The sequence below is a fragment of the Tolypothrix sp. PCC 7601 genome, assembly GCF_025677855.1.
Lineage (GTDB): Bacteria > Cyanobacteriota > Cyanobacteriia > Cyanobacteriales > Nostocaceae > Aulosira > Aulosira diplosiphon.
On the sequence record NZ_CP064879.1, the window covers coordinates 1 to 13,521 of the forward strand.

General features: G+C 38.7%; 10 protein-coding genes. 8 read left to right on the forward strand and 2 right to left on the reverse strand.

The features are described 5' to 3' along the window. Positions 1–454: 454 nt before the first annotated feature. The 7 genes from HG267_RS00005 (at position 455) to HG267_RS00035 (ending at position 6,242) form a co-directional block, all read left to right on the forward strand. Positions 455–2,593 carry a TnsA endonuclease C-terminal domain-containing protein gene (locus HG267_RS00005; protein WP_411863275.1) on the forward strand — a complete coding sequence of 713 codons (2,139 nt, stop codon included), beginning with the start codon at positions 455–457 and terminating at the stop codon, positions 2,591–2,593. Beyond that, positions 2,590–2,907: a hypothetical protein gene (locus HG267_RS00010; RefSeq protein WP_263420013.1), complete on the forward strand. Its 318-nt coding sequence runs from the start codon at positions 2,590–2,592 to the stop codon at positions 2,905–2,907. Before HG267_RS00005 ends, HG267_RS00010 begins: the two co-directional genes overlap by 4 nt. Then, positions 2,898–3,272 carry a hypothetical protein gene (locus HG267_RS00015; protein ID WP_263420014.1) on the forward strand — a complete coding sequence of 125 codons (375 nt, stop codon included), beginning with the start codon at positions 2,898–2,900 and terminating at the stop codon, positions 3,270–3,272. Before HG267_RS00010 ends, HG267_RS00015 begins: the two co-directional genes overlap by 10 nt. 88 nt (positions 3,273–3,360) lie before the next feature. Further along, positions 3,361–4,026, forward strand: coding sequence for an AAA family ATPase (locus HG267_RS00020; RefSeq protein WP_411863266.1), 666 nt, complete (start codon positions 3,361–3,363; stop codon positions 4,024–4,026). Between the two features lie 80 nt (positions 4,027–4,106). Further along, the gene (locus tag HG267_RS00025; protein ID WP_263420084.1) at positions 4,107–4,835 is read left to right on the forward strand and encodes a TniQ family protein; all 729 of its coding nucleotides are present in this window, start codon (positions 4,107–4,109) and stop codon (positions 4,833–4,835) included. 97 nt (positions 4,836–4,932) lie between these two features. Then, the gene (locus tag HG267_RS00030) at positions 4,933–5,874 is read left to right on the forward strand and encodes a SprT-like family protein (protein WP_045874599.1); all 942 of its coding nucleotides are present in this window, start codon (positions 4,933–4,935) and stop codon (positions 5,872–5,874) included. Between the two features lie 110 nt (positions 5,875–5,984). Further along, positions 5,985–6,242 carry a hypothetical protein gene (locus HG267_RS00035; protein ID WP_045874600.1) on the forward strand — a complete coding sequence of 86 codons (258 nt, stop codon included), beginning with the start codon at positions 5,985–5,987 and terminating at the stop codon, positions 6,240–6,242. Positions 6,243–6,960: 718 nt separating this feature from the next. Here the strand turns inward: HG267_RS00035 and HG267_RS00040 are convergent. Continuing rightward, entirely contained in the window at positions 6,961–8,181 is a 1,221-nt protein-coding gene (locus tag HG267_RS00040; RefSeq protein ID WP_081584168.1) for a serine hydrolase, read from the reverse strand. Positions 8,182–8,765: 584 nt separating this feature from the next. Between HG267_RS00040 and HG267_RS00045 the strand changes: the two genes are divergently transcribed. Continuing rightward, positions 8,766–13,076 carry a PAS domain-containing protein gene (locus HG267_RS00045; protein ID WP_096621651.1) on the forward strand — a complete coding sequence of 1,437 codons (4,311 nt, stop codon included), beginning with the start codon at positions 8,766–8,768 and terminating at the stop codon, positions 13,074–13,076. A 36-nt stretch (positions 13,077–13,112) separates the two neighbouring features. Here HG267_RS00045 and HG267_RS00050 read toward each other — a convergent pair whose 3' ends face one another. Further along, complete coding sequence (locus HG267_RS00050; protein ID WP_045874603.1) at positions 13,113–13,451, reverse strand: low molecular weight protein tyrosine phosphatase family protein; 339 nt, start codon at positions 13,449–13,451, stop codon at positions 13,113–13,115. Positions 13,452–13,521: the final 70 nt, after the last annotated feature.

Consider the following 13,521-nt stretch of genomic DNA (forward strand, 5'->3'; position numbering starts at 1 on the left):
GTCACTGTAAGCAAAAGTTTGCCGTTTTTGAAACCATAACCTTGCCGCAGACATAGCCCAAAAGTAGATTATTACGTTTAGTAGCCAAATAGAAAAAGTTGAGTTTTGAAATGATAAGCTTGCCGAAAGTATAAAAATCAAGCATAAACCTGCCGAAAGTTACGGTATTTCCTATGCTCAGCGACCGAGAGTTTGAAGACTGGTGTCGCCGCCTTTGTTTACCAGAGACGACAAAAGAGCTAGTGCAAAAAAATCCGGAATTCAGAACCTGTGAGGAAGGTAGGTGGCGGAGCGAAAAATGTTTGCGGCAGTTATCCAAGTCGCAAAATGGGGAAAACGATTCAGTTTGAATCTCATAAAGTAGAACTGCTAAACGATCGTAGAGTACGAAAATGATGAAGATGTATTAGAGTACTATGACCAGCCAATTCGTCTAAGTTTATCTTTTCATTCCCTGAGCGGACGTTGTGTGGTGACATCTCATACTCCGGATTTTTGGGTAATGAGGCGTAATAGTGCGGGATTTGAAGAATGGAAAGCTAGTGAGCGGCTCAAAATACTAGCCAGAAAACAACCTACACGCTATCAGCAAAGCGAAGAAGGTCGTTGGCACGCGCCACCAGCAGAAATGAAAGTTCAAGCAATGGGACTGTACTATTATTTACGTACAGATCTTGAAATCAACTGGATTGCTTACCAGAACTATCAGTTTCTTCAAGGTTATTTCAACCAAGAAAATACAGTTAAAAAAGAGGTAAGAAAAACAGTTGTTGAGTGTATTAATGCCAATCCTGGAGTAACCCTCAAAGAACTACTAGAATCAACAAATACCGATTGGGCAGATGATATCTATGCCTTGATTGGAACAAAGCAAATATATGTAGACCTGAAAGCAGTAGCTTTGAATGAGCCAGAAAAAGTTCATCTTTTCAGTAGCCAAGAAATGGCATCAACTTATGATCTAATCATTGCTCAAAAGACTTCTGCTCGTATCGCCAGTGGACAACGAATTGATGTGGCAATTGGTTCAACGCTGGTTTGGGATGGTAAAAGTTGGTGTGTAATTCAAATCGGAGACACAAAGATTGCGCTTCAAAGCGAAAATGAACTGATTGGGTTAACTCATGCAAACTTTGATGCACTAATTGCACAAAAAGAAATCATTCATATTCAACCATTATCTGCAAAAACAACAGACATTTGGGAACAGATCAAATGCGCTAGTTCTGAGGATTTAGCAGTAGCTAATTACCGCTATAAAGTTATTGAACCATATTTACATGGCAGTCCGCCAATTAATAGTTCTGTACCTGAGCGGACAGTTCGTAGCTGGAAATCCAAATATCATCAGGCTCTGAATAATTATGGCTGGGGCTATATTGGCTTACTACCCAATCGTGGCAAGAAAGGGAACAGGGTAGATCGCTTTTCACCCGATACTTGGGAGTTTATTGACCAAATTATTGAACAGCACTATGAGAACCTCAAACAGCGAGGAAAACTAGCAACTTACGGTATTCTGGTTAGAGAATGGGAAAAAGCTGGAAAAACAGACCCTTGCCCTAGCCGGATCACTTTCTGTAAACGCATTAATCAACGAGAGAAAGTAGGACAAACTCGCCATAGGCAAGGGTCAAGAGCCGCTTACCAAAAGAGTCCTTTTTATCACGAATTAACGCTCTCCACCCCTATTCACGGGAGTCGGCCATTTGAAATCTGCCACATTGATCATACAGAATTAGATATCGAGTTAGTTTGTTCGCGCACTGGGCGCCCTTTAGGCCGACCTTGGGCAACTATTCTCATTGATGCTTTCTCACGTCGTATTTTCGCAATCTATTTAACATTTGACCCGCCATCGTATCGTTCCTGCATGATGGTATTGCGAATTTGTGTGCAGAGATTTGGCCGCTTTCCAGAAACATTAGTAATGGATAATGGTGTAGAGTTTGGCAGTATTTACTTTGAAACACTTCTAGCTGCCTTTAGTTGCACAAAAAAACAAAGACCATCTGCTAGTCCTAGATTTGGTTCACTCATTGAAAGATTTTTCGGCACAAGTAACACAGAATTTTTTTACAACCTTAAAGGCAATACTCAAATTACTAAACAAGTACGCTTGGTAAATAAAACAAATAACCCAAAAGTACAAGCTGTCTGGACATTGCCAGAATTATATGAATATTTTTGTAAATATGCTTATGTAATTTATGACAGTAGAGAGCATCCGGCACTGGGAATGTCTCCCAATGCTGCATTTACAAAAGGTGTGAATCAGAGTGGGATGCGCTATGGACAAAAAATTTTAGATGATGAAAACTTTAAAATTTTTACTTTGCCCTCAACTGCAAAGGGAAGTGCAAAAGTAATACCAAGACTCGGGATAAAAATTAATTATATCTATTATTGGTCAATTGATGATTCATTTCTTAACCCTGAAGTTGAAAGTACTCAAGTACAAGTTAGATATGATCCATTTGATGTAGGAACTGCTTATGCGTATGTCAAAGGTAATTGGGTACGCTGTATATCTGAATATTATTCATCCTTACAAGGTCATTCTGAAAAAAGAAATTCGACTGATAAGTATTGAATTACGACAGCAAAAAAAATCAGTATAATCAAAAAATAGCAATTAGAGCTAAAGAACTTGCACAGTATTTAGAATCAGCAGAAGCTCAAGAAGTTTTACAGACACAAAGACTTCATGATTTAGCTGCAACTGATTTGCGAGACTTAATATATAAAAATGGTAGGAAACAAACATCCTCTACTCTTACTCAGTGTCCAGTTGATAGTGATGAAGCTATTAGTACAGAAGAAGTATCACAAACACATCAATTAAATACTTCAGCAATAGAATTAGGAAAAATTCAAGCTTACTCTCAAGAGGAGTTATGGCAGTAAAACATAACCGTCCATTTCCACAAGAACTCCTGAAACAATCATTAACCGAACGGTTGAACTATTTTCAAGGAATTACAATTGGACACTTACGATTAAAACAAGCTTTAGAGACTTTATTGCTCAACCTTCAACAACCAACAGATATTTGTGTTTTCTTTGTTGTTGGCCCAGCAGGAGTAGGTAAGACCACTTTACGACTAAGGGCTGAAAAACTGTTGATGGAAGGTGCATTAGCATCTATGAAAAATCATATTTATCAAATTCCAGTTGCAGGTATTGAGGCAATTGCTAATGAAGGAGGAAAATTTAATTATAAAGATTACTACCTCCGCGTTTTAGAATGTTTAGAAAAAAATTTCTTTTGATTCAATTGCTACAAATAGTTCATTAAATTATCAAAATTATTCAGGGTTTCTTTCTACTACATACTTTGCTTCTAAAAGTTCCGATACGGTGCGTCGTGCTTTAGAAAAATCTATGCGGCACCATAAATTAACAGCATTGATGATAGACGAAGCCCAACATTTGCTGATGGTTGCTGGGGGAAAGCAAATGTTACATCAGATGAATTGGATAAAATCTCTTGCCAACATCACTGGTGTTGTACATATTTTATTTGGTACTTATGATTTACTTAACTGTTGTCACCTCAGTGGTCAAGTTAGCCGACGCAGCGATGATATACATTTACCTCGTTACTCAACAGATAACAAAGAAGATATAGCTGAGTTTATGCGGATTATCAGAACATTTCAGGCGCATTTACCTTTGCTTGAAGAGCCCTGCTTGGTAGAACAATATGAATATCTGTTGGATTATTCATCTGGTAGTGTTGGTCTTCTTAAAACTTGGTTAACAAAAGCTTTACGAAATGCTTTGGCAGAGAATGCAACAACCCTCAACATAAAGTATATTCAACAAAATGAATACTCAAAAGCACGGCGGCAGCAAATAGAACAGGAAGCACAAGCTGGAGAGAAGCGATGGCGCAACGATGTTGCTCCCGTAGCACTTAGTTTGACCAATGAAGATGTGAAGCAACCATCTCAAGCGAAAGGTCGTGTGGGAAAACGTCAGGCTAAAAGAGATACCGTAGGAATTAATCTTGATGTCAGTTAATTATTATACCGAAGATGAGTTTTGGGCTCTAGAAAAAACCAACAATTCCAGAACGCTCTCAATTATTCCCACTCGAACCAATCGGTGTCGGTACGCTCTATGTCGAAAGCTTGAGTGGATATATTGCTCGCCTTGCCGACTGTCACACGATAACTACCGGAGAACTAGTTTTATCAAAAGTTATTCCATTGATGAGGCATAAAAGAAGCAGTGTTAGTTCTATAAACATCATTAATCATTTATTTAGAGATCAAGATTTTTTCACCTCTACCAACGAAAAAAGAATTGACATTGCTACCACTCTAATTCAAGCTCTAAAAGAATTGACCTGGCGTCAAGATTTATCTTGTTTATGGCCATTAAAATGGGCCAGCATTTTTTTCGAGTTTAGCATTTTGCGTTTGCATCAAGCTTGGTGTCCCGTATGTTATGACCACTGGTTTGTCAACAATCGAGTCATCTACAATCCACTGTTATGGTTAGTTAACACAATTGAGGAATGCCCTGAGCATGACCATCAGCCCTTGATTGAGGAATGCCCTCACTGTCACGAAAAATTTCCACCATTATCCAGGTATTCTCGTCCAGGGTATTGCTCAATCTGTCATCTGTGGTTAGGTAGCCAGAAACTCAACCAACTAGCCAATGAACAAACTCACAGCGTTGATTTTTGGCGACAGCTTTTGATTACTCCTATGCACTCTCATCAAAGCAACAAGCTTGTCTGGCAGTGTATGTGGTTTGATGATGTCGATGATTTGGCTGCCAATACGCCCTCTGATTTCCTGCCACCCATAAATGAGAACTAATTTTCCATCCTTACCTGCTCCGGGGTTTGAAACCATAAACCTGCCGCTCCGGCAAACTTATGGTTACAGTCACAAAATGACAAATAACAAATGACAAATGACAAATAAAATTATTAGCCTCAAAAATATCAAAGCACAACAAAATAGTATCTTACAGAATATTTTTAATTTAGCTGCAACTGATACACCAAACTCTGCTGAAATAAAAAAACTCACTCAAATTTTTGCGAGAACAGTTACCAGAATTGAACAAATCTGTATTGCTCAACAAGCAACACCAGCTAATCTGGCTAGTTCATCGCGTCAGATTTACTCTTGGCTCAAGTTTTTAGCGGATGAATATAATTTACAATTGCACATTAATAGTACTTATCGTCTGCGACAAATAGCTCAAGAAGTATTGAAACTAGATAAACAAGAATCTATAGAGTTAAAGGTAGAATTAACTAATTTAGCAGGATTATATAAAGGTAAAAAATCTCATAAATTTACTCATATTACAATTAGCGAAGGATTTATCAATGCACCAGATGCAGTTTTAGAAGCGGTAGTAAAATCTATAATTGTTGGCAAAAATCAAGAAACTACAAAACTAATTCGGTCTTTTGCTAGCTCAGAAGAATATAGTAGCGTTATCCTCACACTAGATTTAATCGCTGAAGTCATCGCAGAAAATCCCCAAGGTAATTTTTATAACTTAAATAATTTGTTTGACAAAATCAATCAAGAATATTTTGCTGCTAATCTTGTGAAACCACGTCTGGCATGGAGCAAAATTAATACTTACCGCAAGTTCGGACATTATGAGCCAGCTAGAGATAGAGTAGTGATGAGTTTGACTCTAGATGATGGTAATATACCTGAGTTTGTAATTGAATTTGTGTTATTTCACGAGTTACTGCACAAACACCACGGCACAAAATGGGTGAATGGTAGAAGGATGGTTCATACTTCAGAGTTTCGTGCTGATGAAAGCAAGTTCAAGTTATACGCAGAAGCTCAAAATTGGTTACAAAAGTTAGCATCTGGTCAAATTTAGTAGGATAGTTGTTATTTTGCTAGCTAAAAAAATATGAAATAAATTCTGGAATCTGAATTGTATAGAGGGTATCTACATCTAGATAGCAACTAACCCCATATAAAACCTCTATGAAAGATGTTACCCCAGAATTAATTCGGGCTATAACCCCTATATTTATGGCTACTGTTGGCGCTGTTATTGGTGTAACTGTTTTAGTTTCATCTAATGCTAACGATAAGTCTGCTGGTTTAGGACTTGCAAGCACAGCAATTGCTGGTGCTGCGGGTCTTGCTCAAAATAGCAAAAATGAGACTGATTTTTCAGTAAAAAAGCAGGGTGATAATTTGCAAGTTAAAACACCTGCAAATCACGATAGTGATCAATAATCAGTATATTGCATCATAAAATGAGTTGGGAAATATTAAGGTTAAATTTTAGATTTTACTTTCTGAGGTTGCAATTATAAATAATTAAATTCTCTACTCATTTTATGGTGTGATGTAATTAGATAAACTCAGATAAAATTCATATTTGATTATTTAATTTTTGAAATTATACCAATTCAAATAATGCTGGCGAGACATTAATATATTCTAGAGGGCAAGGCAACGCTCATAAGTGTCAACTTAACGCAAAACCCTCTTGGTTGCAAGGTTTTTGCCCTCACCCCCAGCCCCTCTCCCACAGGGAGAAGGGAGCAAGAGATTTAGTTCCCCTTCTCCTGCGGGAGAAGGGGTTAGGGGATGAGGGCGCGAGGTATTTGTACAACGCCTGCCCTATATCGCTTTTAGCTTAAGTTGACACCAATGGGCAACGCCGTGCCCCTACAATCTGTGGCATTCTTTTTTCAAATTGGTATTACTTGCGTAGTGGACTGACATAGCTAAAATGTTGCACTAATTTTTCTTGTGGGGTGGACATCTTGTCCGCCCTGGACGGGTGAGACACCCATCTCACAAGAGTTTTTTTATGCACTATTTTAGTCTTGTCAATCCACTACATTCAGAAATAAAATCTGATGCTTAGACAATCCAAAATCCGTCTTAAAAAGTTTGCTACGGAGGGAAACCCTCCTTGCAACTTTTCGCAAAATCTAAAATTGTCTTACTTTAGTCCTGCGATCGCACTACTATACAAATTAAAAAACCGAGATTCTTCTAAGGGTGCATTATTGTTCCAGGTAGCAGCCACACAATATTGCTTACCGTTTTTGGCTTTTAACCAAGTTGTCAGATTTAAAACCCCTGGTTCTGAGCCACCTTTAAATGCTACCCTTTCCCAATCTTCGGCTTTAGCAACTCCTGGATTAATACTCATTAAAGGTAAATCGGTAACTTGTGTCATCAGTTCGCACAGTTCTTTAGCTGTAAAAAACCACTCTACGTCAAGGATAGGTTTATTTCCCTCAAATTCACTGACTGTAGGTATAGGTTGTGACGCTAGTGATTGTAAAATTGCGCGTTTTTGAGCTTCATTACTACTGCGATAACGTTTTAATAAATCTTGATTTCTCGCACTTTTGAGCAAAAATAACTCACGAGTAGTCAACAAAGGACGATTGTGGGGTGTGAGCGATTCAATAGCTTGTCGTCCCAAAATGTTCATTAAGCTATCGGTAGCGGTATTGTCACTTTGAGAAATCATCAACGCCGCTAAAGTCTGTAAAGTTAAAAGTGAGCGATCGGGCCAGGTTTGCAAAATTCCTGACGGTAAACTCTTCCAAGCTGGTTGTAACTCCACAACATCCCGCCACGATCGCTTACCTGTAGCAATTTGAGATTTGAGGGTTTGCAACACTGCTAATTTAAAAGCGGAACCCACTCCTAGCGGTGTGGTAGCATTTAAGGCTGCTCGTTCTGATTTACCTTCGAGAACCAGAAAGCTGACTTTTCCAGGGAAAGTTTTAAATTCTGCGATCGCTGACTCTAAACTCTTGGCTTGAGGTACAGGTGGTTGAAAAAAGAGCATGGCAATTTTACCATTGGCATCTAGGGCAATTTGTGCAGGTACGTAACCACGCGCAAATATAACTTTGTAGTTTTTTCCTTGCTCTTCAACTCTCTGATAATTGCCTAATCCCTGTTTCAAGCTGGCTATAACTTGTTGAATTTGAGCTATCGGTATTTGAGCTACAAACTCAGAAGTAAACCATTCAGCTTTTACAGGCTCAGTAGTTAAAAGTCTTTCTAAAGCAGCTTTTGGCATAATCGACTGTTTAGGTAACTGCGCTTGTACTACTAATGATAAGTTTTGCTGATTTGTTGTCGCTAACGATTCATTTGGTAACAGCAAACTAGTTGTTAAAAATAAAGTTTCTAACCACATATTTATCAATTTATAAATATTTATATATAAATATTGAGTTCCTAATTTATCTGTTGTAAAAGTTGCCTTAATATTTGCTTGTACGTAGCAATAGTGACAGGATACTTGCTATCAGAAAAGGAAATACCACTGCAATTATTTGTGATTGGAAAGTCATTTTTAGCCAATATCTGGGTAAAACGCTACTTTATTAAAACTGCCAACTGTCATGAGTATTAACACAGCCACCTCTGCTTCAGATAGTCAGACAACCTTAACTTTACTACATCTATATGTATTTACTCCGTAATTGTACGATTACTATTACCCAGTTCCATAATTAAAACTAAAACTGATGAGAACTAATATTTTGTATCATTCTTAATCACCAAAGGTTGGTAGTACCCAATTGATCAGCAGAAGCATCTCCTAGCTCAATACTTATCGGTTAATGGGAAAAAGGCAAATAAAATACCTGTAACCATAATTCTTTCACCTTTGCCCCAAATCAAATTATCAGTTGCAACCGAGTAGTATTACTTTTCACCTATTCCTTATATTTCTTGCAGTGAACAAGCATTGATGTTCCAGAGGATGATTAATTAATGAGGCAGCACGGATATCATTGGTTAAAATCAGTGAAAAGCTACAGCAAACAGGCATTGCTTTCATTGTTAGTTGGTGTTGTGGTCTCAGTTGCGGTTGTTATACTCTGGCAAAAATTATTAACACAAGAAAAAAACAATGTCGAGCAACTGATTCAACAGCAAGCGATCGCAGTGCAAACTCAAGTGACTAACCAATTACAAAGTCGCATTCAAGCATTGCAGCGGATGAGAAAGCACTGGCAAATTGGTGGCGTGGCTGCACAACAGGAATGGAAAGTGGATGCAGCCGCCTATGTGCATGACTTTACAGGCTATCAAGCGATCGCATTAGTTGACTCATCATTTCGGGTACAGCGAATTGTGCCGTTAGCGGGGAATGAAGCGCTACAAAATCTCGACCTTAGTCAGCAACCCCAACAACTAACTGCGCTAACAGCAGCTCGCGATCGCCGCCAAATTATTTTCACTAAAACAGTCGATGTCTCTCCTGGTAAGAAAGGATTTTTCGTATATCTACCTATCTTTCAAGAAGATAAGTTTGAGGGATTAATCGTCGCCGTTGTGCAGATTCAACCTTTTTTAGAATCATTTATAAATTTGCCATCAGGTTACAAACTAAAGTTATTTGATGGTCAGGAGTTGATTTACAGCCACGATTTAGAACTACCAGAGCTATTTTCCTGGCAAACAGAACAAAAGATAGAATTTTATGGGTTGAACTGGCGAATCAAGGTTGATCCTACTTCCGATTTATTAACCAACTTGCATTCCCCAATCCCAGAAATTCTTTTGTTTGCTGGCTTATGGCTAGCTGGTGCAATGAGCTTATTAGTATATTTTGCTCAAGTAGCCATGTTGAGCAATCGTCAGATTGCAATCATCAATCAAGAACTAGCGCTGAAAATTCTGGAGCAAAATCAAGCAAAAGCAATACTCAAAGAAAAAGAAGAACGTTGGCAATTAGCACTACAAGGAAATAATGATGGTATTTGGGACTGGAACCTAAAAACCAATGAAGTCTTTTTCTCTGTACGCTGGAAAGAAATGTTGGGGTATCAAGACCACGAAATTTCTCATAATTTGGATGAATGGTCAAAACGAGTGCATCCAGAGGATTTACCAGATGTAACGCAGGTTGTTCATGACCATTTTGCGAAAACAACTCCTTTTTACATAACCGAATATCGAATGCTATGTAAGGACGGGAGTTATAAATGGATTCTGGATCGGGGAAAAGCGCTTTGGGATGAAGTCGGAAATGTCATGCGGATGGTAGGTTCTCACACCGACATTAGCGATCGCAAACAAATCGAAGCCGCTTTAAAAGAAAGCGAAGGGCGATTTCGCATTATGGCAGATAGTGCGCCTGTGTTGTTATGGGTGGTTGATACTGAGGGAAATTGTACTTTTTTTAATCAAACTTGGTTAAATTTCACCGGATGCACTCTAGAAGAAGAACTCAAGGATGGCTGGGCAAAAGGAATACATCCTGATGACTTAAAAAACACTTTCAATACCTATTGGACTGCATTTAATGCTCGTCAACCCTTTAAGATGGAGTACCGTTTGCGTCGTGCTGACGGTGAATACCGTTGGATTTTAGACACAGGCATACCACGCTTTCATGCTGATGGTAGCTTTGCTGGATATATCGGTTCTTGTGTTGATATCAGCGATGTTTACAACGAGCTGCGCTTACGTAAACTTGCGGAAGAAGCTCTGCAAAAACAATTACAACACACATTGCTATTAGAAAAAATCACCCAAGAAATTCGCCATAGTCTAGATAGCCAAGAAATATTTGAAACAGCTGCTACTCAAATTGGCAAAGTATTTGTTGTTGATCGTTGTTTGATTCACTCCTACATTAGTGAGCCTATACCACAAATTCCTGTAGTCGCAGAGTATGTCGTACCTGATTATACATCCATGCTCGATATGGAGATTGCCATTGATAATAATCCCTATATTCAGCAGATCATTGCTCAGGATCGAGCGATCGCTTCTCCTAATGTCTACACTGATCCATTAATCCAAGCCTCTAACCTCAAATGCGAAGCCACAGGACTAAAATCCCTGCTTTCTGTCCGCACTTCCTATCAAGGACAACCGAACGGCGGCATTAGCTTATATCAATACAGTCATGTTCGGCAATGGAATCAGGAAGAAATTGAATTATTTGAAGCCGTTGCTGCACAACTAGGTATCGCCTTAGCGCAGGCTCACCTTTTAGAACAAGAAACTCGCCAGCGAGAAGAACTGACGTTAAAAAACTTTGCCCTAGAGCAAGCCAAACGGCAAGCAGAAGCTGCCAACCGCGCCAAGAGCGAGTTTTTAGCGATGATGAGCCATGAAATTCGCACGCCGATGAATGCTGTGATCGGTTTAACAGGCTTGCTGCTAGATATGACAATTACTCCCCAGCAACGAGAATTTTTAGAAATTATTCGTAGCAGTAGCGATACTTTACTTGCCATCATCAATGATATTTTGGATTTCTCGAAGATTGAGTCTGGCAAGTTGGACTTAGAGAGACATGCTTTCAAGTTAGATAAATGTATCGAAGAAGCTTTAGATTTACTTGCGCCGCAAGCTAATGCCAAAGGCATCAATTTAGCCTATTTGATGGAAAGCCACACCCCAAACACAATTATGGGGGATATCACCAGAGTCAGACAAACTTTAATCAATTTGTTGGGTAATGCAGTCAAATTTACAGAAGCAGGGGAAGTTGTAGTTTATGTCACAGCCCAACAGTTAATCAGTCCCCAAGAATACCAAATTCAATTTGCTGTTAAAGATACAGGTATTGGCATTCCTAAAGATAGAATGGAGCGACTCTTTAAGCCTTTTAGCCAAGTTGATGCATCCATGACTCGCCAATATGGGGGTACAGGATTAGGTTTAGCCATCAGCAAGCGCTTAAGTGAATTTATGGGCGGTACCATGTGGGTACAAAGCGAGGTGGGAGTCGGTTCAACCTTTTATTTCACCATAGTGGCACAAGCAGTTTCCAGTTCTGAAAAATTTGAACTTGATATTGTGCAGCCAAATTTATCAGGCAAAAAACTGTTAATAGTAGATTGCAACGAAACTAATCGCCAAATTATTACCCTGCAAGCCTCAAGCTGGGGTATGGAAGTGTGTGCAGCAACCTCAGCCTGGCAAGCATTGGAATATATTACCTCCGGGGAAAAATTTGATTTAGCTATTTTAGATATGCAGCTGCTACAAATGAATGCTTTAGCTCTGGCAGCAAAAATTCACTCTTTACCAGGCTGTCAAGATTTACCCCTAGTGTTGCTCAGTTCTGTGGGAGAATTACCAAACTCAGAACAGCCAGCAACATCCAACTTTGTCGGTATTCTGAATAAACCAATTAAGCGATCGCATTTTTTAGATCTCTGCATTTGCATCTTCACAGGACAAAAAACTTCTGTTTTACCTGTGCAATCTTCGCTACCGCAAGTCTTTGATTCTGAATTGAGTCAACAATTACCCTTAAGTATTTTATTGGTCGAAGATATTACTTTTAACCAAAAGGTAGCTTTAAAAATGTTAGAGCGCTTAGGTTATCAGGCTGATGTCGCCAATAATGGGCTAGAAGCACTCTCGGCTTTGCGCCGACAACCTTACGATCTAGTCTTTATGGATGTACAAATGCCAGAAATGGATGGATTAGAAACAACACGCCAAATTCGTCAAGAATGCGTGGATCAAAGCCAACCTTGGATTATTGCCATGACAGCTCATGCTATGCAAGGCGACAAAGAAGAATGTCTCAGCGCCGGAATGAATGACTACATTACTAAACCAATTCGTTCTGAGGCTCTTGTCCAAGCTTTCGACAACTATAAAACCTTACATTCATCGAAGATTAATCAAGATATTAATAATTTAGAAATCAATACTTTTAACCAACCAGAAATTAGTTCTCCAGAAACTCTGTTACCCGCTATCGATACTACAACTTTTCAATCTTTAAAAGAGTTAGCAATTGATGATACTAACCTTTTAGTAGAGATAATTGAATGTTATTTAGATGATACACCACAAAAGCTATTAGCAATTTCTCAGGCAGTTGAGCAACAAAATACTTTAGCAATTCGCCAAATTGCTCATTCTTTAATATCATCAAGTTTGACAATTGGTGCTGTCATTTTCGCTCAATTATGCCGAAAATTAGAAATGATTGGTATAGCTGAAAGTATGGATAATGCTGCTTATTTAGTTGAGCAACTTGAAATAGAGCATCAAAGGGTAAGAGAAGCTTTGGAATTGGAAAGAATGGTAATGGGTAATGGGTAATGGGAATTTCTTCTTATCTCCCTGCCCTTTTGCCTTTTACCTATTATCCTTTTTACCCAATAAAGGCAGTACTTTCTTTTTTAATAGCTCAATTAAAGCGGGTTCCATATATTCATATTCATCGGGAATATCTAAACAAATTACTCGCTTGTTCTTCAGAAAAGGCTGAAAATTCTTAGCTAGCTTTTGTTTATGTGACTTTTCCATGACAAAAATTATATCTGCCCAGGCGATCGCTTCTGTGGAGACTGGAACTTCAGCATAATGATCCAGCCCTGCTGAGTCGGTTTCTAATTCTTCATATTCTGCAAAAATAACTTCGGCGGTAGGGCTTCGCAAGCGATTCTGACTACATAAAAATAAAAGTTTTTGCATTATTAATTAAGATTTATAAAAACAAAAGTGTGCTTAGTAGATTGAGCGATCGCACCCAATTGACATGAGG